Raw genomic sequence first — 24,786 nt, 5'->3', positions numbered from 1 at the left:
GAGCAGTAGGCACGAGCACCAGGCACAAGCGAAAAAGTGGCCCTCCGACAGGTAAGGAACATCGTGGCTTCCGGATCCGATCGCACCCCGATCATCATTGGCGGCCTGCCGAGTCAGGTTCCTGACTTCGATCCCGAAGAGACCCAGGAGTGGCTCGACTCCCTCGACGCCGCCGTGGACGAGCGCGGCCGGGAGCGGGCCCGCTACCTCATGCTCCGCCTGATCGAGCGGGCCCGCGAGAAGCGCGTGGCCGTGCCCGAGATGCGCAGCACGGACTACGTCAACACGATCCCCACCAAGAGCGAGCCGTTCTTCCCGGGCAACGAGGACATCGAGCGCCGGATCCTGAACGCCACCCGCTGGAACGCGGCCGTGATGGTCTCGCGGGCGCAGCGCCCCGGCATCGGGGTGGGCGGCCACATCGCCACCTTCGCCTCCTCCGCCTCGCTCTACGACGTCGGCTTCAACCACTTCTTCCGCGGCAAGGACGACGGCAGGGGCGGCGACCAGGTCTTCTTCCAGGGCCACGCCTCCCCCGGCATCTACGCGCGCGCGTACCTGCTCGACCGGCTCAGCGCCGACCAGCTCGACGGCTTCCGCCAGGAGAAGTCGAAGTACCCGAACGCACTCTCCAGCTACCCGCACCCGCGCTCGATGCCGGACTTCTGGGAGTTCCCGACGGTCTCCATGGGCCTCGGCCCGCTGGGCGCGATCTACCAGGCGCGGATGAACCGCTACATGGAGGCGCGCGGGATCGCCGACACCTCCGCCTCGCACGTGTGGGCGTTCCTCGGCGACGGCGAGATGGACGAGCCGGAGTCGCTCGGCCAGCTGTCCATCGCCGCACGCGAGGGCCTGGACAACCTGACCTTCGTGGTCAACTGCAACCTGCAGCGCCTGGACGGTCCGGTGCGCGGCAACGGCAAGATCATCCAGGAGCTGGAGTCGATCTTCCGGGGCGCCGGCTGGAACGTGATCAAGCTGATCTGGGACCGCTCCTGGGACCCGCTGCTCGCGCAGGACCGGGACGGCATCCTCGTCAACAAGATGAACATGACCCCCGACGGGCAGTTCCAGACGTACGCCACCGAGTCGGGCTCCTACATCCGCGAGCACTTCTTCGGCGACGACCGCAGGCTGCGCGCGATGGTCGAGAACATGACCGACGACCAGATCCTGCACCTGGGCCGCGGCGGCCACGACCACCGCAAGATCTACGCGGCGTTCAAGGCGGCCAAGGAGCACAAGGGCCAGCCGACGGTCATCCTGGCCAAGACGGTCAAGGGCTGGACGCTGGGCCCGAACTTCGAGGGCCGCAACGCCACGCACCAGATGAAGAAGCTGACGGTCGACGACCTCAAGCGCTTCCGCGACCGGCTGCACCTGCCGATCACCGACCACGAGCTGGAGTCCGGCCTGCCTCCGTACTACCACCCGGGGCGGAACACGGAGGAGATCCAGTACATGCACGACATGCGCAAGCAGTGCGGCGGGTACGTCCCGACGCGCGTCGTGCGGTCCGAGCCGCTCCGGCTGCCGGACGACAAGGCGTACGCGACCGTGAAGAAGGGGACGGGCCAGCAGTCCATCGCGACGACGATGGCCTTTGTGCGCCTCCTGAAGGACCTCATGCGGGACAAGGAGATCGGCAGGCGGTTCGTGCTGATCGCGCCGGACGAGTACCGCACGTTCGGCATGGACTCCTTCTTCCCGAGCGCGAAGATCTACAACCCGCTCGGTCAGCAGTACGAGTCGGTGGACCGGGAGCTGCTCCTGGCCTACAAGGAGTCGCCGACCGGCCAGATGCTGCACGACGGCATCTCCGAGGCGGGCTGCACGGCCTCCCTGATCGCGGCCGGCTCGGCGTACGCCACGCACGGCGAGCCGCTGATCCCGGTGTACGTCTTCTACTCGATGTTCGGATTCCAGCGCACGGGTGACCAGTTCTGGCAGATGGCCGACCAGCTGGCGCGCGGTTTCGTGCTGGGCGCGACCGCCGGTCGTACGACCCTGACCGGTGAGGGTCTCCAGCACGCGGACGGCCACTCGCAGCTGCTCGCCTCCACCAACCCCGCGTGCGTGGCCTACGACCCGGCCTACGCGTACGAGATCGCGCACATCGTGCAGGACGGCCTGCGCCGGATGTACGGCGGCTCGGCAGAGCACCCGCACGGCGAGGACGTCTTCTACTACCTGACCGTCTACAACGAGCCCATCCAGCACCCGGCCGAGCCCGCGGACGTGGACGTGGAGGGCATCGTCAGGGGCGTCCACCGGATCAGCGAGGGCGCCGGAGGCTCGGTCCCCGCGCAGATCATGGCGTCCGGTGTCGCGGTCCCGTGGGCCCTGGAGGCCCAGCGGATCCTCGCCGAGGAGTGGAACGTGAAGGCGGGCGTCTGGTCCGCGACCTCCTGGAACGAGCTGCGGCGCGAGGCCGTGGAGTGCGAGGAGCACAACCTGCTGCACCCCGAGGAGGAGCAGCGGGTGCCGTACGTGACGCGCAAGCTCGGCACCGCCGAGGGCCCGTTCGTGGCGGTGTCGGACTGGATGCGCTCGGTCCCGGACCAGATCGCGCGGTGGGTGCCGGGCACGTACCAGTCGCTCGGTGCGGACGGCTTCGGCTTCGCGGACACCCGGGGCGCGGCGCGCCGCTTCTTCCACATCGACGCCCAGTCGATCGTGGTCGCGGTGCTGACCGAGCTGGCCAGGGAGGGCAAGGTCGACCGGTCCGCGCTGAAGCAGGCCATCGACCGGTACCGGCTGCTGGACGTCTCGGCGGCGGACCCGGGCGCGGCGGGCGGCGACGCGTAGCCGCTGCGCTCGGCCTTCGCCGACGGTGACCGGGCGGGGGCTGCGGGTCGGTTGCCGGGTGCGGGTGCGTGGGGGCTGGGCGCGCGGTTCCCCCGCGCCCCTTCGGGAACGCGTGCTTACGATGCGGGCATGAAGAACCAGTCGGCACAGGCGCGTTGGGAAGGACGTACCCAACGGCCTTTGCTGGCGCTGGCGGTGGCGTTCGCCGTCGCCTATGCCGTGCCGATCGTGGCGAACCCCGCGCCCCCGGCCCTGACGCTCGTCTGCACGGTCACCGAGTGGGTGGTGTGGGGCGCGTTCGCCGTGGACTACCTGATGCGGCTGGCGCTCACCGGGCGGCGCCGGGAGTTCGTGCGCACGCACTGGATGGACCTGTGCGCGGTGGTGCTGCCGCTCCTGCAGCCGCTGCGGCTGCTGCGGATGGTGTCGACGCTGCTGCTGGTGGGGCGCCGGGCCCGGATGGCCTCACAGATCCGGCTGACGACGTACGTCGGCGGCGCGGTGATCGGGCTGCTGATGTTCGGCTCGCTGGCGGTGCTCTCCGTGGAACGGGACTCGCCGAACGGGAACATCCGGACGCTGGGTGACGCGGTGTGGTGGTCGTTCACGACGATGACCACGGTGGGGTACGGCGACCACGCGCCGACCACCGGGCTCGGCCGGATGATCGCGGTCGGGCTGATGCTGTCCGGCATCGCGCTGCTGGGTGTGGTCACCGCGAACATCGCCGCCTGGTTCATCGCCCGGTTCGAGAAGGACGACGTGGAGGAGCGGCGGCAGACGGAGGCGATCGCCTCGCTGACCGAGGAGGTCCGGCTGCTGCGCGCCGAGGTGGCGCGGCTCGCGGCACGGGAGGAGCAGCCGCGCTGAGCCGGCCGCCCGGCGTCTGGTACGGACAGGGAAGTTGGCCCCCGCGTGGCCCGCCAACCCGGGAACTGCGGACCGACGTCCCGGAGGGCGCCGACGCGGGGTAACCGGAAACTACGCCGCCACCCGGCGAAATGGAAGCCCCAATTCCTCTTGACCCTCGTGGTGCCCGGCTCGCACCCTGAACCCCACCCGCCACAAGGGAGCACCACCATGAGCCGAGCCACCGAAACGCTCCGCGTCGTCGAGTACTGGACCGACAAGGACGTCCGCGTGATCTTCCCCGTCCAGCGCAGCGCGGAGACCGACCGCATGAGCGACGCGCAGCTGATCGCCGAGTACGGGGACCCCGAGGACGGTGCGGTCGCCCGCATCGTCCCGTAGGCCGGCCCGGAAGGGGCTCAGAGCAGCCCGTGGCCCCAGGTGGCCGCGCCCGCCAGGGCGATGATGGCGAGCAACGTGTCGATGGCACCCAGGATCAGCGCCACCAGCGCCGGGATGTTGCGGTCGTTGGACCATGTGCGGCCCATGGACTGCCAGCCGCAGAACATCGCCACCGGTCCGAGGACGATACCGAGGGCGAAGAAGCCCGCGACGGCGCAGATGGTGCCGATGATCCCCAGCGTCGCGCGGTCCGGCCCGGTCCGTTGCCACGTCCGGCCACGTGACCGGGGGTACCCGCGCGTACCGTGTCCGAAGCCAGCCATCATCAACTCCCTGAGGTCTGTGGACAGTTCGGCTTCGGTGTGCGGGTACCCCGGTTCCGCGCCGGCAGACCTGCGCACGCTGCCCCCCTCCAGCAGCGCGCGCCGCGGCCCGGCGTCCTCCCATGTCCTGCGGAGGGCTTGACCCACTGTGACCTGGGGCGCCCGCCGGGCGCGAGCGGTCCCCGGGCCGGTCACCCTGATGGGCGAATCCCGCCCGGGGGCGCGGGTCAGATGTGGCCCACGCCCGCGCCCGCCTCCGCGTTCTCGCCCCGCTTGGTGAGCAGCGCGACGAGGACCGCGACCGCCGCCACGCCCGCCGCGACGAGGGAGGCGAGGCTCATCCCGGAGATGAAGGTGTGGTGCGCGACGTCCGTGATCTTCGCGACGATCTGCTCCGGCATCCCCTTCGTCACCGGCGCCACACCGACCTGGACCGCCTCGGAGGCCTTGTCCAGCTGACCCTGGGTCAGCGGAGGCAGGCCGGCCCGCGTCCAGTTGCCCGGCAGGTCGCCGTCGACCTTGGAGGCCATCACGGCGCCCAGCACCGCGGTGCCGAGGCTGCCGCCGATCTGCATGGCCGCCTGCTGGAGACCGCCGGCCACACCGGACAGCTCCATCGGGGCGTTGCCGACGATGACCTCGGTGGCGCCGACCATGACCGGCGCGAGACCGAGGCCGAGCAGGGCGAACCAGACCGACATCACACCGCTGCCGGTGCCGGCCTGCAGCGTCGACATGCCGTACATGGCGATCGCGGTCGCGGCCATGCCGCCGGCCAGCGGGATGCGCGGGCCGAGCTTGGTGATCGCGGCGCCGGCCAGCGGGGAGCCGACGATCATCATGCCGGTGAGCGGCAGCAGGTGCAGGCCCGCGTTCACCGGGGTCATGCCGTGGACGTTCTGCAGGTAGAAGGTCACGAAGAACAGGCCGCCCATGAAGGCGATGGCCATCAGGACCATCAGGACCACACCGGCGGACAGCGGGACCGAGCGGAACAGGCTCAGCGGGATCAGCGGTTCCGCGACCCTGGTCTCCCAGAACGCGAACAGCGCGAACAGCACCACCGACAGGACGATGAACAGCCAGGTCCTGCCGTCGCCCCAGCCCCACGCCGGAGCCTTGATGAGGGCCCAGACCAGGCAGAACATCGCGCCGGACAGCAGGGCGATGCCCAGGATGTCGAAGGAGCGCGGGGCGTTCTCGGCACGGTGGTCGAGCAGGATCAGCAGGCCCAGGAGCAGGGCGAGCGCGCCGACGGGCACGTTGATGAAGAACACCGACTGCCAGTTGACGTGCTGGACCAGGACACCGCCGAGGATCGGGCCGCCCGCGGTGGAGGCGCCGATCACCATGCCCCAGATGCCGATGGCCATGTTGAGCTTCTCGGCCGGGAACGTGGCCCGCAGCAGGCCGAGCGCGGCCGGCATCAGCAGGGCGCCGAACAGGCCCTGGAAGACCCGGAAGGTGACCACGGCGACGATGCTGTTCGACAGGCCGATGGCACCGGAGGCGGCGGCGAAGCCGGTCACGCCGATGAGGAAGGTCTGGCGGTGGCCGAAGCGGTCACCGAGCTTGCCCGCGGTGATCAGCGTGACCGCGAGGGCGAGGAAGTAGGCGTTGGTGATCCACTGCACGTCGGCGAACGTCGCGTGCAGGTGGTCCCGGATGGCCGGGTTGGCGATGGCCACGATGGTGCCGTCCAGGGCCACCATCATGACCCCCACGGCCACGGTGATCAGGGTGAGCCACGGATGGCCGCGCAGCCCCGCGGCCGGGACCCGCTCCGCGTCGGCCGCGGCGGCTCCGTCCCCCGATCCCGTCGTGTCGATGGTGGTCTGACTAGTCATGCGTGCGAGGCTAGTGACAGCTGCTGACAATTGACAAACCATTTCACAAGTCAGTAACTGACAGGTATGGAAACACTGCGCGAACGCAAGAAACAGCGCACCCGGGAGGCCCTGCTGCGGGCCGCCCTCGAACTGTTCACCACCCAGGGTTACGAGCACACCACCGTCGACGAGATCGCCGGGGCCTGCGAGGTCTCGCAGCGGACCTTCTTCCGCTACTTCGCGGGCAAGGAGGACGCGGCCTTCGCGGTGCAGGAGATGACGGAGGCCCACTTCGTCGAGGCCGTGCGCGCGCGTCCGCCGCACGAGGCCCCGATGGAGGCGCTGCGCCAGGCGGTGCTGGAGGGGTGGGACGCGATCCGCGAGACCGTCGAGTCGGCGGTGCCGGTCGAGCTGTACGTACGCATGTACCGGACGATCGAGTCGACGCCCGCGCTGCTCGCCGCCCACCTGCGCCGCTCGGCGGCGACCGAGGAGACCATCGCGCGGCTGCTGGCCGAGCGGGAGGGTGTCGACGTGGACACGGACCCGCGTCCGCGGCTGGCCGTGGCCGTGTTCGGCGGAGTGATAAGGGTCACCGAGCGGCAGTGGTGCACGGGTGAGGACTTCAGCGTGGAGGCGGTCCGGACGCTCACCGCGTCGCACCTCGACCAGGTGGGTTCGGCCCTCACGGGCAACTGGCGGACCGCCTGAGCGCGTTGGCCCAGCGGCCGGCGGATGTCCGGGGCGGGCGGCGGCTGATCGTCCGCGCGGCGTCGGGCAGATGAACGCCCGGGTGTTCGAAAGATCGTTCACAGAGCGTTCGAGATTTGCCGAAACGTGATCCCTGCCACTCGGTTACCACGAGACCCTCTCGTTCTCCTAGTGTGTCCTCCCAGTGACTTCCTTCGACACCTCCCCGCAACTCAACGTGTGGCGCGCACTGCTGGCGCTGTCCGTCGTGTTCGTGATGCTCGCGACAACCGGCTGGACCGCTCTGCACACCCACCGGGAGCCGTCCGCGCTGCAGGCCTCGCTCGCCGAGTGGGAGCACGACAGCCTCCACGGCGCCCGCCTCCCGGACCCCGAGGGCGGCTCGGCGCGGCTCACCGGGTTCTTCGCGTCGCTCACCCCGCGGGACCGCGACGACCTCGCCCACCGCTACCCCCTCGCGGTCGGCAACATGAACGGCGCCCCGGTCACCCTGCGCTACAAGGCGAACCGCATCGCCCTGGAGCAGGAGCGCAAGGTCGAGCTGAAGCGCATGCACGACAACCGGCTGAGCGCGGCCGGACAGCAGGACGCGGGCCGCCGCATGCACCGCTACGAGGCGCTGCTGACCCCCGGCCGGCACATCCTGGCCTTCGATCCCGAGGGCACGGGCCGGATCGCCGAGGTGTTCGGAAACCTCTCCGCCGCACAGCGGATCTCGGTGATCGTCCCCGGTGTCGACACCGACCTGCTCACCTTCCAGAAGACGAACCGCCAGTACACCGCCCCGGTCGGCATGGCCAGGGCGCTGTACGCGGCCGAGCGCGCGGCGAGCCCCTCGGTCCGCACGGCCGTGATCGCCTGGGCCGACTACACCGCCCCCGACGGCCTCGGCGTGGACGCGGCCACCGGAGCACGCGCCGCGGAGGGCTCCCTGCGCCTGAACGCGCTGTTGCGGGCCCTGCCCGGCCGCGCCCCGGTCTCGATGTTCTGCCACAGCTACGGCTCCGTGGTCTGCGGGGTGGCCGCGCCCGGCATGCCCCGCCGGGTGGCCGACATAGCGGTGGCCGCGAGCCCCGGCATGCGGGTCTCCGACGCCTCCCACCTGGACACGACGGCCCGGGTGTGGGCCATGCGGGACGCCACCGACTGGATCCAGGACGTGCCGTACCTGGAGCTGGGCGGGCTCGGGCACGGCGCCGACCCGGTCGCCCCGGACTTCGGCGCGCGGGTGCTGTCGGCGCACGACGCGCAGGGCCACGCCGGCTACTTCCAGCCGGGCACGGACAGCCTGCGCAACCTCGCGGACATCGGCACGGGCGCGTACGGCGCGGTGACGTGCGCCCGTGAGAACGATGTGTGCCGGGCCGGTCTACCCGGCACGACGACGGCCGGACGCGCGTAGAAACAGCAGGAAGTGCGGTCTGCGCGGGTGGCGACGGAGGAGCACGTGCCGCATACGATGAGCCGCATGGGTGACGTACTGGCGGGATTTCATGCCGTCTGGGAGTTCGAGTCCGACTCCGTGCTCATCCGCTACGAACGGGGGATTCGAACACCGAAGTTGTTCCAGGCGCTCTCGGAGCGGCGGATCCCGCTGTCCGCGCTGCAGGATGTGACGCTCACCACGGGCAGGCGCGGCAGCGTGGCGCTGCGGCTGGTGCTCCGCCCCGGCGCCGACCCGCTGATGGAGGCGGCGGACGGGCAGCTGAAGGAGGGCTCCGACCCCTACCGGCTGGTCGTGCCGGCCGAGCGGGAGACCCTCGCCGGCTACTACGCCGACGAGTTGAGGAAGCTGCGGACCGGGACCGGTCCCGCGGACGAGTACCTGGTGGCCGCGCCCGAGGCGCCGCTGCACTTCAAGGCCTACGACGGGAAGGCGTCCTTCGACGGGACGTCCGTGCGGTTCCGCTGGTCGTGGACCGGCGCGTCCTCCACCAAGTGGAAGGCAGGCGACCAGAGTTACCCGGTCACCGAGCTGAGCGGGGTGGAGTGGCGCTCGCCGGAGGTGTACGAGGGACACCTGCGGCTGCTGCGGCGCTCGGCCGACCCGGCGGGCTCCGCGCAGCCGGACCAGGACCCGGCGGCCGTGGTCTTCGGGCTCGGGTACGGGCCGGTGCACGAGTCGCTGCCGTTCGCCGCGGCCGTGCTGGCCGCCGTACGGGCACGTGGGCCGGTACCCGTGGTACCGGCCCCGTCGCGCCGCGACCCCGCCGACATCGCCGAGCGGATCCGGCATCTCGGGGAACTCCACCAGGCCGGGCTGGTCACCGACGAGGAGTTCTCCAGCAAGAAGGCCGAGTTGCTGGCGGAGCTGTAGTCACCGGCGGTGCCTCACCGCCCGCCCGTCACTCCCTGCCGCCCGAGGCGAAGGTCATGTCGGCGTAGCGGTCACCCGCCACCTTGCCCGCGAGCGGCTCCAGCAGGTCCAGCTCCCGGTCCGTCAGGATGATCCGGGTGGCCGCCACGTTCTCCTCCACCCGGGCCGCCCTGCGGGTGCCCGGGATGGAGACCACGGTCAGGCCGTCGATCGCCGCCCGTTGCTGGACCCAGGCCAGGGCGATCTGGCCGGGGGTGGCGCCGTGCGCCTCGGCGATCGCGCGGAGCGGCTGGAGCAGGGCCTGGTTGGCGGCCGCGTTGTCGCCGGTGTAGCGCGGCTGCTGGCGGCGGAAGTCACCGGCCGTGAGGTCCTGGTCGGCGTTGGCGAACGCGCCGGTGAGGAAGCCCCGGCCCAGCGGCGAGTACGGCACCAGGGCGACGCCCAGGTCCCGCGCGGCGGGCACCACCCGGGCCTCGATGTCCCGGCTGAACAGCGACCACTCCGACTGCACGGCGGCGATCGGGTGGACGGCGTGCGCGGCGCGCAGCTCGTCGGCGGTGACCTCGCTCAGGCCCAGGTGCTTGACCTTGCCCTCGGCGACCAGTTCCGCCATCGTCCCGACCGTCTCCTCGACGGGGACGTTCACATCGCGGCGGTGCATGTAGTAGAGGTCGATCACATCGACGTCGAGCCGCTTCAGGCTGGCCTCGACGGCCTCGCGGATGTAGGGCGCGTCGTTGCGGATGATCCGCTTCGTCGGCTCGTCCGGCGGGATGGCCAGGGCGAACTTGGTGGCGATGACCACCTCGTCCCGGTGGGCCCGGAAGAACGGGGCGAGGAAGCGCTCGTTCTCACCGGCGCCGTACGCGTCGGCGGTGTCGTAGAGCGTGACGCCGAGTTCCAGCGCCCGCTCCAGCGCCGCGCGCGCCTCGTCGGTGTCCGTGGGGCCGTATCCGAAGCTCATCCCCATGCAGCCGAGCCCCTGCGAACCGACCTGCGGCCCCCGCGTACCGAGGCGTGCCGTCGGAATCCTGGCGTCGGTCATCGAGTGGTCCCCTCCGTGGCGTAAAAGCTGATCTTGCGGTCGAGGACGGCGAGCGTGTCCTGCAGTTCCGCGATCCGGCCGAGCACGTCCCGGCGCGTCGCCTCCAGCAGCGCCCGGCGTTCCCCGTAGGTGCTCTCCCCCTCGCGCACCAGCTCCGCGTACCGGACCATGTCCGCCACCGGCATGCCGGTCAGCCGCAGCTTGGTCACGAAGGACAGCCAGTCCAGGTCGCGGTTGCTGTAGCGGCGCTGGCCGGTGTGCGAGCGGTCGACGTGCGGCATCAGCCCGATCCGCTCGTACCAGCGCAGCGTGTGCGCGGTCAGGCCGGTACAGGCGACGACCTCGCTGATCGTGTAGCGGTCCTCGCCGTCGGGGCGGGGGTGGCGCGGCGGTGGGGCGGAGCAGATGTCGGCGGGGCTGGTCCGCCCCGTGGCCGTTGGCGTGGACTGCATCACCGTCATGGCCTCCACGCTATGACCTTCGAGTGCACTCCAAGCAAGCGGATCCGGTAAGAAAGATCCGTAAGAAATCCGCGGGACGGGACCCGGGCCGGATGGTTAGCGTGCGGCGCATGAGTCTTGCACGCCGGGCCGTGCCCGAGGATGCCGAAGAAGTGCTGCGGCTGCGCCAGGTCATGATCGACTCCCTGTGGAGCGCGGGGGCCGGCGGCCCCACGGACTGGCACGCCGAGTCCCTGCCGACGCTGCGGGAGCGGCTTACCGCGCCGGACGGCGGCTTCGCCGCCTTCGTCGTGGACCACCCGGACCGCCCGGGGTCGCTGGCCGCGCTGGTGGCCGGGACGATGGAGTACCGCATCGGCAAGGCCGGCAATCCGCACGGACGGGTCGGGCACGTCTTCAGCGTCGCGACCGACCCGGACGCCCGGCGGCGCGGGTACGCGCGGGCGTGCATGGAGGCGCTGCTGGCCTGGTTCCGGGAGCGGGGCGCGGGTCATGTGCTGCTGAACGCCGCGCCGCAGGCCGAGCCGCTGTACGCGGCCCTCGGGTTCACCCGGGATCCCGACCCGTCGATGCGGCTGCTGCTGTGAGCCGCATAGGCTCGGCGGCATGTCGTTGAACAGCCTGGCCTCGATCGAGAACTGGCCCGTGCCCCTGGCGGCGGCGGGTGTCGTACGAGCCGACGGGAGCGTCCTCGGGACGCACGGCCCCGTCGGGCACCGCTTCCCGCTCGCCTCGGTCACCAAGCCGCTGGCCGCCTACGCGGTGCTGGTCGCGTACGAGGAGGGCGCGATCGAGCTGGACGAACCGGCCGGTCCGCCCGGCGCGACGGTCCGCCATCTGCTCGCGCACACCTCCGGGCTGGCCTTCGACGAGCACCGGGTGATGGCGCCCGCCGGGGAGCGGCGGCTGTACTCCAACGCCGGGTTCGAGCAGCTCGGCGACCACGTCGCCAAGGCCACCGACATCCCGTTCGCCGAGTACCTGCGGCAGGCGGTGCTGGAGCCGCTGGGCATGACGGCCACGTCGCTGGAGGGCTCGCCCGCCAAGGACGGCGTGTCCACGGTCGAGGACCTGCTGCGGTTCGCGGCGGAGGTGCAGGCGCCCCGGCTGCTGGACCCGCGGACGGTGGCGGAGGCGATGACGGTCCAGTACCCGGGGACGAAGGGGGTGCTGCCGGGCTACGGCCACCAGAACCCGAACGACTGGGGGCTGGGGTTCGAGATCCGCGACGGCAAGTCCCCGCACTGGACGGGTTGCTCGTCGTCGCCGCGGACCTTCGGGCACTTCGGGCAGTCCGGCACGTTCGTGTGGATCGACCCGGACGCGGGGGTCGCCGGGACCGCCCTCACCGACCGGGCTTTCGGGCCCTGGGCGGCCGAGGCGTGGCCGGCCTTCACGGACGCGGTCCTCGCGGAACTGCGGGGCTGACGCCCGAGCGCTACGGCGCCATCTCCCACATCAGCAGCTCCGTCGCGACGGCGGCGACCGCCGCCACGCCCTCCGCGTCGGTGAGCCGGGCCGCGTCGCCCGGTCCGAGGGTCTCCCCCGCCAGCGACACCCGTCCCCGCACGACATGGACGTACACGTGCGCCGCGTCCGGGACGGCCGTGCGCTCGCCCGGGGCCAGGCGGCGGACGTGGAGCATGGCGCCTGCCTCCGGCAGGGCGTACGGGGTGGCGTCGGCGATGCCGCGGACGATCTCGTAGGAGGGCTCGCCGCCGGGCCGGCGGGGGGCCAGCCACATCTGCAGGAAGGCCAGCGGGGCGGAGCCGTCGTTGCGTTCCACATGGCGGACGCCCGCCGCCGCGCTGAGGTGCTGGACGTCGCCGGGGCCCACCCGGGTCTCGTGGCCCGCGGAGTCGCGGTGGGTCAGCTCGCCCTCGATCACCCAGGTGACGATCTCGGTGTGGCTGTGCGGGTGCTCGCCGAAGCCGGCGCCGGGCGCGAGCCGCTCCTCGTTGCAGGCGATCACCGCGCCGAACCGCAGGTTGCCGGGGTCGTAGTGCGGGCCGAAGGAGAAGGCGTGGCGGGATTCGATCCCGGCCTGCGGGTCCCCTCCGCGATAGCGCTCACCGGCGCGCCGAACGTCCATCACGGGCACCACCGTAGACCGCGCGCCGAGCCCTCCGCAGGCCGCCCGGGGTGCTCCGGCGCACCTCGGCCGTGACCCGGCTACGCACGGTCCCGTCCGGATAAGGCAGTCTTGTCCCCGTGCCCGAACCCGAATCCCACCGCAGCGAACTCGCAGCACGCGACGTCCACCCGCACTCCGCGACCCTGAAGCGGCTGGAGAAGTCCTCCGGGAGTCTCGCCCAGCAGGCCATCGCGCGGATGGACGAGACCCTGCCGTGGTACCGGGCCATGCCCCCGGAGAACCGTTCCTGGATCGGGCTCGTGGCCCAGGCGGGCATCGCGGCCTTCACCGAGTGGTTCCGGCACCCGGACGCCCCGCAGGCGATCTCCACGGACGTGTTCGGGACCGCCCCGCGCGAGCTGACCCGGGCCATCACGCTGCGCCAGACCGTGGAGATGGTGCGGACCACCATCGAGGTCATGGAGAGCGCCATCGACGAGGTGGCCGCGCCCGGGGACGAGGGGGTGCTGCGGGAGGCCCTGCTCGTGTACGCGCGCGAGATCGCGTTCGCCACCGCCCAGGTGTACGCCCAGGCCGCCGAGGCACGCGGTGCCTGGGACGCGCGGCTGGAGTCGCTGGTGGTCAACGCCGTGCTCAGCGGCGAGGCCGACGAGGGCGCCGTCAGCCGGGCCGCCGCGCTCGGCTGGAACTCGCCGGAGCATGTGTGCGTCGTGCTCGGGACCGCGCCCGACGGGGACAGCGAACTGACCGTCGAGGCCATCCGGCGGGCCTCGCGCCACGCGAAGCTGCAGGTGCTCACCGGGGTGCTCGGCGACCGCCTCGTCGTGATCGCCGGGGGCAGCCCCAATCCGCTGGCCGTCGCCCGGTCGCTGATCGGGCCGTTCGCGGCCGGGCCGGTGGTCGCCGGGCCCGTCGTGCCCGACCTGCTGGCGGCCACCCGGTCCGCGCAGGCCGCCGCCGCGGGGCTGAAGGCGTGTTCCGCCTGGCAGGACGCGCCGCGGCCGGTTCTGGCGGACGATCTGCTGCCGGAGCGCGCGATGGCCGGTGATCCGAGCGCGCGAGAGCAGTTGGTGGAGGAGATCTACAGACCGCTGGAGGAGGCCGGGTCGGCACTCCTGGAAACCCTGAGTGTCTACCTGGAACAGGCGAGCAGCCTGGAGGGCGCGGCGCGGATGCTCTTCGTTCACCCGAACACCGTGCGCTACCGGCTCCGACGTGTGACAGACGTCACCGGATGGTCGCCTTCGGATGTACGATCCGCGTTCACGCTACGGATCGCGCTCATCCTGGGGCGTCTGGCCGACGGCGAAGCCCCGGCATAGGGTTTTGTCGGGGCTCCACAAAAGCCCTTCGTGTTCTTCGTCCCTGTCCCCACGGGCGGCCGTGGCCGTCCCCAAGAGAGAGTGTGAGAGTGCTCGTACTCGTCGCTCCCGGCCAGGGCGCCCAGACGCCCGGCTTCCTGACTCCCTGGCTCGAACTCCCCGGTGCCGCGGACCGTGTGGCCGCGTGGTCGGACGCCATCGGCCTCGACCTGGTGCACTTCGGCACCCAGGCCGACGCCGACGTCATCCGCGACACCGCGGTGGCCCAGCCGCTGCTGGTCGCCGCCGGGATCCTGTCCGCCGCGGCACTGGGTGACATCGCCCCGGACGCCGTGGCCGGTCACAGTGTGGGCGAGATCACCGCCGCCGCCTTCGCGCGTGTCCTGGGCGACACCGCCGCGCTGGGCCTGGTCCGCAAGCGGGGTCTGGCCATGGCCCACGCCGCCGCGATCACCGAGACCGGCATGTCGGCACTGCTCGGCGGCGACCCCGAGACCTCCGTCGCACACCTGGAGAAGCTGGGCCTGACCCCGGCCAACATCAACGGCGCGGGCCAGATCGTCGCGGCGGGCACGCTGGAGCAGCTGGCCGCGCTGAACGAGGACAAGCCCGAGGGTGTCCGCAAGGTCGTCCCGCTGAAGGTCGCCGGCGCCTTCCACACCCGTCACATGGCCCCGGCGGTCGAGACGCTGGCCAAGGCCGCCGCGGACCTGGCGCCCGCCGATCCCAAGGTCACCTACGTGTCGAACAAGGACGGCCGGCCCGTCCCGTCCGGCACCGAGGTGCTGGAGCGGCTGGTGGGCCAGGTGGCCAACCCGGTGCGCTGGGACCTGTGCATGGAGACGTTCAAGGAGCTGGGCGTCACCGCGCTCGTCGAGGTGTGCCCGGGCGGCACCCTGACCGGCCTGGCCAAGCGGGCGCTGCCCGGCGTCGCGACGCTGGCCCTGAAGACCCCCGACGACCTCGACGCGGCCCGCGCGCTCATCACCGAGCACGCCGGGGCCTAAGGAGCCGTACATGCCGAAGATCAAGCCCAGCAAGGGCGCCCCGTACGCGCGCATCCTCGGTGTCGGCGGCTACCGGCCGACGCGGGTGGTGCCCAACGAGGTGATCCTCGAGAAGATCGACTCGTCCGACGAGTGGATCCGCTCGCGCTCCGGCATCGAGACCCGGCACTGGGCCGGCCCCGAGGAGACCGTGGCCGCGATGTCGGTCGAGGCGGCCGGCAAGGCGATCGCCGACGCCGGCATCGACGCCGAGCAGATCGGCGCCGTCGTCGTCTCCACCGTCTCGCACTTCAGCCAGACCCCGGCCGTCGCCACCGAGATCGCCGACAAGCTCGGCACCGACAAGGCCGCCGCCTTCGACATCTCGGCCGGCTGCGCGGGCTTCGGCTACGGGCTGACGCTCGCCAAGGGCATGGTCGTGGAAGGCTCCGCCGAGTACGTGCTGGTCATCGGCGTGGAGCGACTGAGCGACCTGACCGACCTGGAGGACCGGGCCACGGCCTTCCTGTTCGGTGACGGCGCCGGCGCGGTCGTCGTGGGCCCCTCGCAGGAGCCGGCCATCGGCCCGACCGTGTGGGGCTCCGAGGGCGACAAGGCCGGGACCATCAAGCAGACCGTGCCGTGGGACCGCTTCAGGATCGGCGACCTCACCGAGCTTCCGGTCGACAGCGAGGGCAACGTCAAGTTCCCCGCGATCACGCAGGAGGGCCAGGCGGTGTTCCGCTGGGCCGTGTTCGAGATGGCGAAGGTCGCCCAGCAGGCGCTGGACGCGGCCGGGATCAGCCCGGACGACCTGGACGTCTTCATCCCGCATCAGGCCAACGTGCGGATCATCGACTCGATGGTGAAGACCCTCAAACTGCCGGAGCATGTCACGGTCGCCCGTGACATCCGCACCACCGGCAACACCTCGGCCGCCTCGATCCCGCTCGCGATGGAGCGGCTCCTGGCGACCGGGGAGGCGAAGAGCGGTGACACCGCGCTCGTCATCGGATTCGGGGCGGGTCTCGTCTACGCCGCCACGGTCGTTACCCTCCCCTAGGCACTCCGTGCCGGATCATGCGGTCCGGCAGGGGGACAACTGCCACAAACCGTCTGGAACATCGAAGAAGGAGCGCCTGACATGGCCGCCACTCAGGAAGAGATCGTCGAGGGTCTCGCCGAAATTGTTAACGAGATCGCCGGCATCCCGGTTGAGGACGTCCAGCTGGACAAGTCCTTCACCGACGACCTGGACGTCGACTCGCTGTCCATGGTCGAGGTCGTCGTCGCCGCCGAGGAGCGCTTCGACGTGAAGATCCCGGACGAGGACGTCAAGAACCTCAAGACCGTCGGCGACGCGACCGACTACATCCTCAAGCACCAGGCCTGAGCCATCCTCTAGGCCCTTACGGGCCGTCAGGCTGCAAGGCCCCGCCACCCGGCGGTGGCGCCGTAGAATCCCGCATCCGTTGGAGAAAGAATTCCCGTGAGCCCGACCAATCGCACCGTGGTCGTCACCGGTATCGGCGCAACCACACCGCTGGGTGGCGACGCAGCTTCGTTCTGGGAGGCCCTCGTCGCCGGCAAGTCCGGTGTCGGCCTCCTGACCCAGGACTGGGCGGCCGAACTGCCGGTTCGCATCGCCGCGCAGATCGCCGTCGAGCCGGGCGAGATCATCCCCCGGCCGCAGGCCCGCAAGCTGGACCGCTCGGCGCAGTTCGCGCTGATCGCGGCTCAGGAGGCCTGGAAGGACGCCGGTTTCACCGCCAAGGCCGGTGAGGACGCGTCCGTGAACCCCGACCGGCTCGGTGCCGTCATCGCCTCCGGCATCGGTGGCGTGACCACGCTCCTGGACCAGTACGACGTGCTCAGGGAGAAGGGCGTACGCCGCGTCTCCCCGCACACCGTGCCGATGCTGATGCCCAACTCCCCGGCGGCCAACGTCGGGATCGAGCTGGGTGCCCGCGCCGGTGTGCACACCCCGGTCTCGGCCTGCGCCTCGGGCGCGGAGGCCATCGGGTACGCGATCGAGATGATCCGCACCGGGCGTGCGGACGTGGTCGTGGCCGGTGGTACCGAGGCCGCCATCCACCCGCTGCCGATCGCCGCGTTCGGCAACATGATGGCGATGTCCAAGAACAACGACGACCCGCAGGGCGCGTCGCGTCCCTACGACTCCGGCCGTGACGGCTTCGTGCTCGGCGAGGGTGCCGGCGTGATCATCCTGGAGTCCGAGGAGCACGCGAAGGCCCGCGGCGCCCGGATCTACGCCGAGGCGGTCGGCCAGGGCATCTCCGCCGACAGCCACCACATCACGCAGCCGGAGCCGTCGGGCAACGGCATCGCGCACGCGCTGCAGAACCTGATGGACAACACGGACCTGAAGCCGGCCGAGATCGTGCACGTGAACGCGCACGCGACCTCGACGCCCCAGGGTGACGTGGCCGAGATCAAGGCGCTGCGGAAGGTGTTCGGCGACGACGTCGACCACATGGCCATCTCCGCGACCAAGTCGATGACCGGTCACCTGCTCGGCGGTGCCGGCGGCATCGAGACGGTCGCGTCGATCCTGGCGCTGGTGAACCGCACGGCCCCGCCGACCATCAACATCGAGAGCCTCGACCCCGAGGTCAACGCGGACGTGGTGACCGGCGAGGCGCGTCAGCTGCCCGAGGGGCGCATCGCCGCGCTGAACGACTCGTTCGGCTTCGGCGGCCACAACGTGGTGCTGGCGTTCCGGAGCGTCTGAGAACGTGTGAGAAGGGCCCCCACCGGCTGGTGGGGGCCCTTTCGCGTAGCGGCTGCGCCTGCTCCGGACGCCCGCCGCAGACCCTGTCTCAGACCACCTGGTGCAGCCAGCGCACCGGTGCTCCCTCGCCCGCGTAGCGGAACGGCTCCAGTTCGTCGTCCCACGGCTTGCCGAGGAGTCTGGCGATCTCCGCCTCCAGGTCGGTCTCGCCGCGCTGGGACCGCGTCAGGGCCGCGCGCAGGCGGTCCTCCGGGATGAGGATGTCGCCGTGGATACCGGTGACGGCGTGGAAGATGCCGAGGTCGGGGGTGCAGCTGTAGCGCTCGCCCTCGGCGGTCGGGCAGGGCTCGGCGGTGACCTCGAAGCGGAGCAGGTGCCAGCCGCGCAGCGCCGACGCGAGCTTGGAGGCGGTGCCCGCCTCGCCCTTCCAGGAGAACTCCGAGCGCCAGGTGCCGGGGGCCGCGGGCTGCCGGATCCAGTCGAGGTTGACGCGCGTGCCGAGCACCCCGGCGACGGCCCACTCGACGTGCGGGCACAGCGCGCGCGGCGCGGAGTGCACGTACAGAACTCCACGTGTCGTCACCGGAACCTCCGGGCAGAGCGGGACATCTTGCGGACTGGCTGGGCGGCAGTGGCGCGACGGCCGCGTTGATGGCGAGGCTACCCTGCGACGCGGCAAGGAGTGTGACGTACCGTCGGTCCCGGTGCCAGGAAACCGCCGCCATTCACCCAGGGGGACGCTTGTACGGGGTCGGTCCGTTCCCACCGGCCCGGACCGGGAACCCTCGCACGTTGTCATGGGAGGGAGCACCGGACCGTCGAGCGAGGAGAACAGCAGGAATGCGGAAGCGAAGCCACCGTGCGCGGGCCGCCCTTGCCGTCGTGGCGGCGGCCGTGCTGGGCGCCGCCGGGTGCGACGCCGGGAGTTCGCCCGCGCCGAAGGCCACGAAGGCGCGGGCCGCCGGGGCTCCCGTGTGGAACCGCAGCCCGGCCTCGATCGCCGCGGTCGGCGACTCCATCACCCGCGGCTTCGACGCGTGCACGGTGCTGTCGGACTGCCCCGAGGTGTCCTGGGCGACGGGCAGCGACGCCCAGGTGGACAGCCTGGCGGTGCGGCTGCTCGGGGTGACCGGTGCGGCCCGGCGCAGCTGGAACTACGCGGAGACCGGGGCCCGGGTCGCCGACCTGCCGGAGCAGATGGCGCAGGCCGCCACCCGGCACCCGGAGCTGGTGACGGTGATGGTGGGCGCGAACGACGCCTGCCGGTCCTCGGCGCGCGCGATGACCTCGGTGGCCGGCTTCCGCGCGGACTTCGAGGAGGCGCTGCGCACCCTGCGCGAGGCGCTGCCGAGGACGCAGGTGTACGTGGCGAGCGTGCCGAACCTGAAGCGGCTGTGGTCGCAGGGCCGCACCAATCCGCTGGGCAAGGAGGTCTGGAAGCTCGGCATCTGCCCCTCGATGCTGGGGGACGCCGACGACCTGGGCAGGGCCGCGACCACCCGCCGGGAGCGGGTGCAGCGGCGGGTGGAGGACTACAACGCGGTGCTGAAGGAGGTCTGCGCCAGGGACAGCCGCTGCCGCTTCGACGGCAACGCGGTCTACGACTTCCGGTTCGGCACCGACCAGCTCAGCCGCTGGGACTGGTTCCACCCCAGCAAGGACGGCCAGGCGCGGCTCGCGGCGATCGCGTACCGGACGATCACGGCCCGGGATCCGGGGGCCTAGGGCACTGCTCGCCTAGGGTCTTGCGCATGAGCGAACTCTTCGGCACCCTTCCCGACGGCTCCGGGGTCCACCGCTGGATCCTGGAGCGTGCCGGGACACGGGTGGAGGTCCTGACGTACGGCGGGATCGTGCGGTCGGTGGAGGTCCCGGACCGGGCGGGCCGGACGGCTGACGTGGTGCTGGGGTTCGCCGGTGTGGACGGCTATCTCGCGCACCCGGAGCCGTACCTCGGCGCTCTGGTCGGCCGCTACGCCAACCGGATCGCGCGCGCCCGCTTCCCGCTGGACGGCCTGGTCTACGCCTTGGAGCCCAACGAGGGCACGAACTCGCTGCACGGCGGCGTGCGCGGCTTCGACAAGCGGGTGTGGGACGCGGAGCCCGTCGACCACGGGGTGCGGCTGAGCCGGGTGAGCCCGCACGGCGAGGAGGGCTTCCCGGGCCGGCTGGAGCTGTCGGCGACCTACACGCTGGACGCCACCGGTGCGCTGCGGATCGCGTACGAGGCGGTGACGGACGAGCCGACGGTGATCAACCTCACCAACCACAGCTACTTCAACCTGGCCGGCTCGGGTCATGCGGGCGGCCACGAACTGCGGATCGCCGCTTCCCGGTTCACCCCGGTCGACGCGGACTCGATCCCGACGGGTGCGCTGGAGGACGTGACCGGCTCACGGTTCGACTTCCGTACCGCCCGGAAGGTCGGTTCGGGCTACGACCACAACTACGTCCTGGACAAGGGCGTCACCGGGACGGCGGAGGAGGTCGCCGAGCTGCACGACCCGTCCTCGGGGCGGACGCTGACCGTGGCGACGACCGAGCCGGGCCTCCAGCTCTACACCGCCGACCACCTGGCCGGCCCGTTCGCGCCCGGTGACGGCATCGCCCTGGAGACCCAGCACTTCCCGGACTCCCCGAACCATCCGGAGTTCCCGGGCACCGTGCTGCGGCCGGGCGGGGTCTTCCGCTCCGAGACGGTGTACGGCTTCTCGGTGCGCTGACGCCGCGCCGGGGCGTCAGGCCCGCTCGCCCCGCATGCGCCCGGCCGCCTTGCCCAGCAGGGCCATCGCGCCGCCGCAGACGAGCAGGGTGGCACCGCCGGCCAGGATCGGGCCGGGCTCGCCGCCCTTGACGCCCTCTCCGGTCACCGTCGTCGCGAGCGCGAAGATGATCGAGTACAGGCTCCGGCCGACCTTCGCGCCCGCCGGGATCACCCGGAGGAGCTGGGGGATGGTGGTCGCGGCGGCCAGCGCCATGCCGAGGGGCAGGGCGGCCGCGGTCATCAGGGCGCCGAAGCCGAAGGAGTTGCCGTAGGCGCCCCAGCCGGCGCCCTTGTAGAGCAGATAGCCGGTCGCGGCCAGGGACAGCAGGACCAGCAGGCCGTTGAGGTAGGCGGCCTGGGTGGCGGCCTTGCGGGCGCCGGGCAGATGCGCGGCCGGGGAGCGCCAGGCGTCCGCGGTGATCAGCCGCAGCTGCCGCTTGAGGCCCTGCATCTGCAGGAGCGAGTAGACGCCGAAGGTGAGCAGCGCGAGTCCCGCGGCCGCCCCGGCGAAGCCGAGGGGGCCCTGTGTGACGCCGTAGTGGAGGCCGCCGAAGGTGAGCGGGAGGCCGAGCACCATGCCGTAGGCCATCGGCTTGGCCTTGGCCTGGATCTTCAGTGCCAGCTCGCGCTGGGCCGGGGTGAGGTTGGGGTCGAGGCGCATGCGCCCCTCACCGGCCTGCTGCGCCGGAGCCTGGTGCTGGTGCGCCTGGTGGGGCGGGTACGGCTGCTGCGGCGGGTGGCCCTGGTACGGCTGCGGCGGGTACGGCTGGTACTGCTGCTGTGGTGGGTAGGGCTGCTGTGGGTACGGCTGCTGTGGGTACGGCTGTTGGCCGTACTGCGGCCCGTAGGGACCCGGCTGTTGCTGCTGCTGACCTGGATACACGATGTCTCCCCCGTGCCCGGTTGTGTCCGGTGTTCGCGGCCCGGGAGTCTGCCATACGGCCCCGGACGGCACGAGCCCCGGTCCGGGGGTCAGGTCCCGGACCGGGGCTGCTGGTGGGGAACGCGTCCCCGGCCGAGGGGGACTTGTCCCGGATCAGACGTTAATCCGCGCGGTCAGCCTGTGGTCGGCGAACGAGCGGCTCGCGGTGATCTCGTACGAACCCTTCACAAACGCCCATGCGATCGTCCAGACGTTCTCCGCGCTGCTCGGCGAGAGCGTGACGGAGGACCATCCGGCCCGCGGCTACTTCACGGAGCGCTACGCCCGCGTCCGGGAGTCCATGGCGGCGGTGCTGCGCGCCGAGTACGGCGAGGGGCTGCCGAACGGCCTCACCCCCGAGCGCACCGCCCCGCTGCTGGTCGCCGTGATGGACGGCCTGCAGTACCAGTGGCTGCTGGACCCGGAGTCGGTCGACACGCCGGGCGCGTTCCGGGACTTCCTGCGGCTGCTGGGCGAGCCGGCTCAGTGACGGTCACTGGTCCCAGGCGACGGCCAGGGACTTGCTGACGGCGCAGAGCAGGGCCAGGGCGAGCGCCCAGCCGTAGGCGCCGGCGGCGCACAGCGCCACGACACCGGCCCCGAACCAGAGCACCTCGAAGGCGACGCGGACCGCGCCCCGCACCTTGAACCTGGCCCGCGGCGAGCCGAACAGCGACCACAGCGCGACCATCACGGTCAGCGCGAGAACACTGACCAGCCAGGCGAGGGACGTGTCCAGGGTGAGCCCCCAGTAGGCGGCCGCCGCGAGCGCGCCGAGCTCGACCAGAAAGAGCACGCCCAGATTCGCGGCCTTCGCTGTCCTCATGCGCGGCAGTATCACCCGCGGGCGGGCGCCCGCGCCACGAATTCCCTCCCCGCCGCGGCCCCTTGACCGCGAGGGGTCACCACGGGCGCGGCCCCGCCGGCCTCGCGGAGACACCACGGCACGGCCCCCCGGACGCGTGGAAGCACCACGGCACGACCACCCGGCTGCCACGCGAAGGCACCACGGCACGCCCCCGGCCGCGTGGAGGCACCACGGCACGCCCCCGGCCGCGCGGAGGCACCATGGCGCGGCTCGCCCGCGTCACGGGATACTTCCACCGTCCACCGCACCACGCGCCCCACCGCGACGGAAGGACCCGACCGCCTTGACCGCCCTACGCGCCCGCCTCGGCGTCCTCGCGCTGGCCCTGCTGGCCGGCCTGTCCACGCCCGGTGCCGCCGCCACGGCCGCCGCCGCACCGGCGGCCCCCTCCCCCACCGTCGAGGAGCAGCGGCTCGACCGGGCCGTGCCGCAGGAGATCCTCCGGCGCTCCGGATTCGACGGGGTGACAACGGAGTTCGGCCGTGACCTGGCCCGCGCCCGCTCCTACGCGCAGGCCCGCGGCGTCGTCGTGCGCGAGGGGTCCGCACTGTGGCGGCGGGCCGTGGACCGGGCGCAGGGACGCGGTCCCGCGGGCGGCGACCTGAGCCGGGACGACGACCGGCCGCTGTACTGGGCGCGGCTGGCGATGACGCGTGACGTGCGGACCTGGGAGCCCGGGTTCGGGCTCACGGACGCCGGGCGGCGGAGTCTGCTGGACCGGCTGGAGCGGACCTCGCGGGGGCAGACGGACATCCGGTATCCGGCGGGCCCCCGCCTCGGGCGGATCCTCCTCACCGGCTTCGACCCGTTCACCCTCGACCAGGACATCCGCATCTCCAACCCCTCGGGGGCGGCCGCGCTCGCGCTGGACGGCACGGTGATCGAGACGGCCAAGGGCCCGGCGCGCGTGGAGACGGCCGTCTTCCCGGTGCGCTGGCAGGACTTCGCGGAGGGGACGGTGGAGCGGACGCTGCGGCCGTACCTGCCCGAGGTGGACCTGTTCACGACCGTCAGCCAGGGCCGCGTCGGCCGGTTCGACGTCGAGCGCACCAACGGGGCCTGGCGGGGCGGCTTCCCGGACAACGACCGCGTCTCGCGGACGGGGACCGTCCCGGTCGCCGACCCGGCCACCCAGCCGCAGTGGACGGCCACGACACTGCCCCACGCCGCCATCGCGGCCGCGCACACGGGCCGGTTCCCTGTGTACGACCACACGGAGGTCACCGAGATCCCGGCGGGGGGCACCACCCCCGTCGTACGCCCCGACGGCCCGACCCCGGGCTCCACGGCCCGTGCCGGGGGCGGCGGCGACTACCTGTCCAACGAGATCGCCTACCGGGCCACGCTGCTGCGGGACCGGCTCGGGCTGCACGACACGCTGCCCGGCGGCCATGTGCACACCCCGGTGCTCCAGTTCGGCGCCGGCGACACCGACCCGGCGACCGGGGCGGTCACCGATCCGGAGTTCGTGCGCAACCGGCTGGACATCGTCGCCCAGGTGCGGTCGATCCTGACGGTGGCCGCGGAGGCCTCGTTCGTCACGAGGTGACCTGCCGGTCCTGCTCGGTCTCCTCCGCGGCGCTCTCCTCGCCGAGCAGGTCGCGGGCCAGGAGCGTGGCGCCCGCGACCGCGCCCGGCATCAGGAACACCGCGACGAAGGGCACGAGGAAGGCCAGGCCCAGGGGGGCGCCGAAGCCCCATACCAGGGCCTTGCGGGAGCGCAGCAGGGTGAGGCGGGCGCGGAGGTCGACCCCGCGGCGCTGGAGGGCCACGGCGGCCAGTTCCTCGGTGAGGAAGAAGCCGGTGACGAAGAAGCCGATCACGGGTACGACGGTCTGGCCGACGAGGGGCAGGAGGCCGAGGGCGAAGAGCAGGACGCCCCACGCACCGGCCCGGACGAGGATCCGCAGGCTGTCGCGGGCCGATGTCCACAGCTCCCGCCAGAGGGGGAGGTCCGACCGCGGGGCGGTGCCGTCGGGCGACAGGTCGGCGTCGACCCTCTCCGACAGGTTCTCGTAGAAGGGCTGGCCGACCAGCAGGGTGACGGCGGTGAAGGTGAGCACGGCCAGCAGCAGGCCGAGGGCGAACAGCACGGCGGTCAGGAAGCCGCGGAACAGGCCCTGCCAGGGGCTGGACCAGTGGTCCGCGAACGGGGTCGCCCAGCCGACCGCGTCCTCGCCCCACACGGCGAGCACGACCAGCGCGGCCGCGTAGAGGACCAGCGTGATCAGGCCGGGCAGCAGGCCGAAGCCGTACTGGCGGCCGTGCCGGGCCACCCAGCGCTGGCCCCTGAGAAGATGTCCGAACCCCGCCCCCAGATCATGCATGG

General features: G+C 72.1%; 25 protein-coding genes and 1 pseudogene. 17 read left to right on the top strand and 9 right to left on the bottom strand.

Features of this window, described 5'->3' with window-relative positions:
- Window positions 1-63 precede the first annotated feature (63 nt).
- The 3 genes from aceE (at window position 64) to ACZ7FF_RS01815 (ending at window position 4,062) form a co-directional block, all read left to right on the top strand.
- Window positions 64-2,811: a pyruvate dehydrogenase (acetyl-transferring), homodimeric type gene (gene aceE / locus ACZ7FF_RS01825; protein ID WP_470808620.1), complete on the top strand. Its 2,748-nt coding sequence runs from the start codon at window positions 64-66 to the stop codon at window positions 2,809-2,811.
- Between the two features lie 129 nt (window positions 2,812-2,940).
- Window positions 2,941-3,681 carry a potassium channel family protein gene (locus tag ACZ7FF_RS01820; RefSeq protein WP_470808618.1) on the top strand — a complete coding sequence of 247 codons (741 nt, stop codon included), beginning with the start codon at window positions 2,941-2,943 and terminating at the stop codon, window positions 3,679-3,681.
- Between the two features lie 210 nt (window positions 3,682-3,891).
- Window positions 3,892-4,062, top strand: a complete 171-nt coding sequence (locus ACZ7FF_RS01815; protein WP_470808616.1) for a hypothetical protein — start codon at window positions 3,892-3,894, stop codon at window positions 4,060-4,062.
- A 17-nt stretch (window positions 4,063-4,079) separates the two neighbouring features.
- Here ACZ7FF_RS01815 and ACZ7FF_RS01810 read toward each other — a convergent pair whose 3' ends face one another.
- Together ACZ7FF_RS01810 and ACZ7FF_RS01805 are read right to left on the bottom strand one after the other, a co-directional pair.
- Window positions 4,080-4,385, bottom strand: a complete 306-nt coding sequence (locus ACZ7FF_RS01810) for a small hydrophobic protein (protein WP_470809563.1) — start codon at window positions 4,383-4,385, stop codon at window positions 4,080-4,082.
- Window positions 4,386-4,612: 227 nt separating this feature from the next.
- A complete protein-coding gene (locus ACZ7FF_RS01805; protein WP_470808615.1) occupies window positions 4,613-6,232 on the bottom strand; it encodes an MFS transporter in 1,620 nt (539 codons plus the stop codon).
- 66 nt (window positions 6,233-6,298) lie between these two features.
- Here ACZ7FF_RS01805 and ACZ7FF_RS01800 point away from each other — a divergent pair, with 66 nt between their 5' ends.
- From ACZ7FF_RS01800 to ACZ7FF_RS01790, 3 genes are all read left to right on the top strand, one after another.
- Window positions 6,299-6,925 carry a TetR family transcriptional regulator gene (locus ACZ7FF_RS01800; RefSeq protein ID WP_470808614.1) on the top strand — a complete coding sequence of 209 codons (627 nt, stop codon included), beginning with the start codon at window positions 6,299-6,301 and terminating at the stop codon, window positions 6,923-6,925.
- A 184-nt stretch (window positions 6,926-7,109) separates the two neighbouring features.
- Entirely contained in the window at window positions 7,110-8,327 is a 1,218-nt protein-coding gene (locus ACZ7FF_RS01795; protein WP_470808613.1) for an alpha/beta hydrolase, read from the top strand.
- A 66-nt stretch (window positions 8,328-8,393) separates the two neighbouring features.
- Complete coding sequence (locus tag ACZ7FF_RS01790; RefSeq protein ID WP_470808612.1) at window positions 8,394-9,242, top strand: DUF4429 domain-containing protein; 849 nt, start codon at window positions 8,394-8,396, stop codon at window positions 9,240-9,242.
- Window positions 9,243-9,270: 28 nt separating this feature from the next.
- Here ACZ7FF_RS01790 and ACZ7FF_RS01785 read toward each other — a convergent pair whose 3' ends face one another.
- Complete coding sequence (locus tag ACZ7FF_RS01785; RefSeq protein ID WP_470808611.1) at window positions 9,271-10,287, bottom strand: aldo/keto reductase; 1,017 nt, start codon at window positions 10,285-10,287, stop codon at window positions 9,271-9,273.
- Window positions 10,284-10,748 (bottom strand): MerR family transcriptional regulator, encoded by a 465-nt coding sequence (locus ACZ7FF_RS01780; protein WP_470808610.1) that lies wholly within the window; start codon window positions 10,746-10,748, stop codon window positions 10,284-10,286. The genes ACZ7FF_RS01785 and ACZ7FF_RS01780 overlap by 4 nt, the downstream gene beginning before the upstream one ends.
- Before the next feature lie 110 nt (window positions 10,749-10,858).
- Here ACZ7FF_RS01780 and ACZ7FF_RS01775 point away from each other — a divergent pair, with 110 nt between their 5' ends.
- Entirely contained in the window at window positions 10,859-11,335 is a 477-nt protein-coding gene (locus ACZ7FF_RS01775) for a GNAT family N-acetyltransferase (RefSeq protein ID WP_470808609.1), read from the top strand.
- A gap of 19 nt (window positions 11,336-11,354) precedes the next feature.
- On the top strand, window positions 11,355-12,176 hold the full coding sequence (locus ACZ7FF_RS01770; protein ID WP_470808608.1) for a serine hydrolase domain-containing protein: 822 nt from the start codon (window positions 11,355-11,357) through the stop codon (window positions 12,174-12,176).
- Window positions 12,177-12,186: 10 nt separating this feature from the next.
- On the opposite strand, the gene ACZ7FF_RS01765 is transcribed toward ACZ7FF_RS01770, so the two are convergent.
- On the bottom strand, window positions 12,187-12,840 hold the full coding sequence (locus ACZ7FF_RS01765) for a pirin family protein (RefSeq protein WP_470809562.1): 654 nt from the start codon (window positions 12,838-12,840) through the stop codon (window positions 12,187-12,189).
- Between the two features lie 119 nt (window positions 12,841-12,959).
- Here ACZ7FF_RS01765 and ACZ7FF_RS01760 point away from each other — a divergent pair, with 119 nt between their 5' ends.
- The 5 genes from ACZ7FF_RS01760 to fabF all read left to right on the top strand — a co-directional run bounded on the left by ACZ7FF_RS01760 (window position 12,960) and on the right by fabF (window position 17,903).
- Complete coding sequence (locus ACZ7FF_RS01760; protein ID WP_470808607.1) at window positions 12,960-14,165, top strand: PucR family transcriptional regulator; 1,206 nt, start codon at window positions 12,960-12,962, stop codon at window positions 14,163-14,165.
- An 89-nt stretch (window positions 14,166-14,254) separates the two neighbouring features.
- Window positions 14,255-15,172: an ACP S-malonyltransferase gene (locus ACZ7FF_RS01755; RefSeq protein WP_470808606.1), complete on the top strand. Its 918-nt coding sequence runs from the start codon at window positions 14,255-14,257 to the stop codon at window positions 15,170-15,172.
- A gap of 10 nt (window positions 15,173-15,182) precedes the next feature.
- A complete protein-coding gene (locus ACZ7FF_RS01750; RefSeq protein ID WP_470808605.1) occupies window positions 15,183-16,214 on the top strand; it encodes a beta-ketoacyl-ACP synthase 3 in 1,032 nt (343 codons plus the stop codon).
- Window positions 16,215-16,295: 81 nt separating this feature from the next.
- Window positions 16,296-16,544, top strand: a complete 249-nt coding sequence (locus ACZ7FF_RS01745; RefSeq protein WP_046425089.1) for an acyl carrier protein — start codon at window positions 16,296-16,298, stop codon at window positions 16,542-16,544.
- 96 nt (window positions 16,545-16,640) lie between these two features.
- Window positions 16,641-17,903, top strand: coding sequence for a beta-ketoacyl-ACP synthase II (fabF, locus tag ACZ7FF_RS01740; RefSeq protein ID WP_470808603.1), 1,263 nt, complete (start codon window positions 16,641-16,643; stop codon window positions 17,901-17,903).
- An 88-nt stretch (window positions 17,904-17,991) separates the two neighbouring features.
- On the opposite strand, the gene ACZ7FF_RS01735 is transcribed toward fabF, so the two are convergent.
- A complete protein-coding gene (locus tag ACZ7FF_RS01735) occupies window positions 17,992-18,486 on the bottom strand; it encodes a DUF3145 domain-containing protein (protein ID WP_470808602.1) in 495 nt (164 codons plus the stop codon).
- Between the two features lie 257 nt (window positions 18,487-18,743).
- On the opposite strand from ACZ7FF_RS01735, the gene ACZ7FF_RS01730 reads away from it, so the two are divergent.
- Together ACZ7FF_RS01730 and ACZ7FF_RS01725 are read left to right on the top strand one after the other, a co-directional pair.
- The gene (locus ACZ7FF_RS01730) at window positions 18,744-19,628 is read left to right on the top strand and encodes an SGNH/GDSL hydrolase family protein (RefSeq protein WP_470808600.1); all 885 of its coding nucleotides are present in this window, start codon (window positions 18,744-18,746) and stop codon (window positions 19,626-19,628) included.
- A 26-nt stretch (window positions 19,629-19,654) separates the two neighbouring features.
- Entirely contained in the window at window positions 19,655-20,626 is a 972-nt protein-coding gene (locus ACZ7FF_RS01725; RefSeq protein WP_470808599.1) for an aldose epimerase family protein, read from the top strand.
- A gap of 15 nt (window positions 20,627-20,641) precedes the next feature.
- Here ACZ7FF_RS01725 and ACZ7FF_RS01720 read toward each other — a convergent pair whose 3' ends face one another.
- Complete coding sequence (locus ACZ7FF_RS01720) at window positions 20,642-21,550, bottom strand: hypothetical protein (RefSeq protein ID WP_470808597.1); 909 nt, start codon at window positions 21,548-21,550, stop codon at window positions 20,642-20,644.
- 238 nt (window positions 21,551-21,788) lie between these two features.
- Here ACZ7FF_RS01720 and ACZ7FF_RS01715 point away from each other — a divergent pair.
- A pseudogene (locus tag ACZ7FF_RS01715) lies at window positions 21,789-22,079 on the top strand (TetR family transcriptional regulator C-terminal domain-containing protein); the annotation flags it as partial.
- A 3-nt stretch (window positions 22,080-22,082) separates the two neighbouring features.
- Here the strand turns inward: ACZ7FF_RS01715 and ACZ7FF_RS01710 are convergent.
- Window positions 22,083-22,415 carry a YrdB family protein gene (locus tag ACZ7FF_RS01710; protein WP_470808595.1) on the bottom strand — a complete coding sequence of 111 codons (333 nt, stop codon included), beginning with the start codon at window positions 22,413-22,415 and terminating at the stop codon, window positions 22,083-22,085.
- A gap of 325 nt (window positions 22,416-22,740) precedes the next feature.
- Here ACZ7FF_RS01710 and ACZ7FF_RS01705 point away from each other — a divergent pair, with 325 nt between their 5' ends.
- Entirely contained in the window at window positions 22,741-24,006 is a 1,266-nt protein-coding gene (locus tag ACZ7FF_RS01705) for a pyroglutamyl-peptidase I (RefSeq protein ID WP_470808593.1), read from the top strand.
- Here the strand turns inward: ACZ7FF_RS01705 and ACZ7FF_RS01700 are convergent.
- Window positions 23,996-24,784 carry an EI24 domain-containing protein gene (locus ACZ7FF_RS01700; RefSeq protein ID WP_470808592.1) on the bottom strand — a complete coding sequence of 263 codons (789 nt, stop codon included), beginning with the start codon at window positions 24,782-24,784 and terminating at the stop codon, window positions 23,996-23,998. The two genes, ACZ7FF_RS01705 and ACZ7FF_RS01700, sit on opposite strands and share 11 nt — an antisense overlap.
- Window positions 24,785-24,786 lie beyond the last annotated feature (2 nt).

The organism is Streptomyces sp. NPDC037126, assembly GCF_055605965.1.
Note: the sequence above shows the minus strand (reverse complement) of the source record. Positions and strands in the feature narration are given on the sequence as shown.

What these genes read in the sequence shown, in the direction of transcription:
- ACZ7FF_RS01820 (WP_470808618.1), top strand. Translation starts at nt 2,941, where the DNA reads ATGAAGAACCAGTCGGCACAGGCGCGTTGGGAAGGACGTACCCAACGG.
- ACZ7FF_RS01815 (WP_470808616.1), top strand. Translation starts at nt 3,892, where the DNA reads ATGAGCCGAGCCACCGAAACGCTCCGCGTCGTCGAGTACTGGACCGAC.
- ACZ7FF_RS01810 (WP_470809563.1), bottom strand. Translation starts at nt 4,385, where the DNA reads ATGGCTGGCTTCGGACACGGTACGCGCGGGTACCCCCGGTCACGTGGC.
- ACZ7FF_RS01805 (WP_470808615.1), bottom strand. Translation starts at nt 6,232, where the DNA reads ATGACTAGTCAGACCACCATCGACACGACGGGATCGGGGGACGGAGCC.
- ACZ7FF_RS01800 (WP_470808614.1), top strand. Translation starts at nt 6,299, where the DNA reads ATGGAAACACTGCGCGAACGCAAGAAACAGCGCACCCGGGAGGCCCTG.
- ACZ7FF_RS01790 (WP_470808612.1), top strand. Translation starts at nt 8,394, where the DNA reads ATGGGTGACGTACTGGCGGGATTTCATGCCGTCTGGGAGTTCGAGTCC.
- ACZ7FF_RS01785 (WP_470808611.1), bottom strand. Translation starts at nt 10,287, where the DNA reads ATGACCGACGCCAGGATTCCGACGGCACGCCTCGGTACGCGGGGGCCG.
- ACZ7FF_RS01780 (WP_470808610.1), bottom strand. Translation starts at nt 10,748, where the DNA reads ATGACGGTGATGCAGTCCACGCCAACGGCCACGGGGCGGACCAGCCCC.
- ACZ7FF_RS01775 (WP_470808609.1), top strand. Translation starts at nt 10,859, where the DNA reads ATGAGTCTTGCACGCCGGGCCGTGCCCGAGGATGCCGAAGAAGTGCTG.
- ACZ7FF_RS01770 (WP_470808608.1), top strand. Translation starts at nt 11,355, where the DNA reads ATGTCGTTGAACAGCCTGGCCTCGATCGAGAACTGGCCCGTGCCCCTG.
- ACZ7FF_RS01765 (WP_470809562.1), bottom strand. Translation starts at nt 12,840, where the DNA reads ATGGACGTTCGGCGCGCCGGTGAGCGCTATCGCGGAGGGGACCCGCAG.
- ACZ7FF_RS01750 (WP_470808605.1), top strand. Translation starts at nt 15,183, where the DNA reads ATGCCGAAGATCAAGCCCAGCAAGGGCGCCCCGTACGCGCGCATCCTC.
- ACZ7FF_RS01745 (WP_046425089.1), top strand. Translation starts at nt 16,296, where the DNA reads ATGGCCGCCACTCAGGAAGAGATCGTCGAGGGTCTCGCCGAAATTGTT.
- ACZ7FF_RS01730 (WP_470808600.1), top strand. Translation starts at nt 18,744, where the DNA reads ATGCGGAAGCGAAGCCACCGTGCGCGGGCCGCCCTTGCCGTCGTGGCG.
- ACZ7FF_RS01725 (WP_470808599.1), top strand. Translation starts at nt 19,655, where the DNA reads ATGAGCGAACTCTTCGGCACCCTTCCCGACGGCTCCGGGGTCCACCGC.
- ACZ7FF_RS01710 (WP_470808595.1), bottom strand. Translation starts at nt 22,415, where the DNA reads ATGAGGACAGCGAAGGCCGCGAATCTGGGCGTGCTCTTTCTGGTCGAG.
- ACZ7FF_RS01700 (WP_470808592.1), bottom strand. Translation starts at nt 24,784, where the DNA reads ATGCATGATCTGGGGGCGGGGTTCGGACATCTTCTCAGGGGCCAGCGC.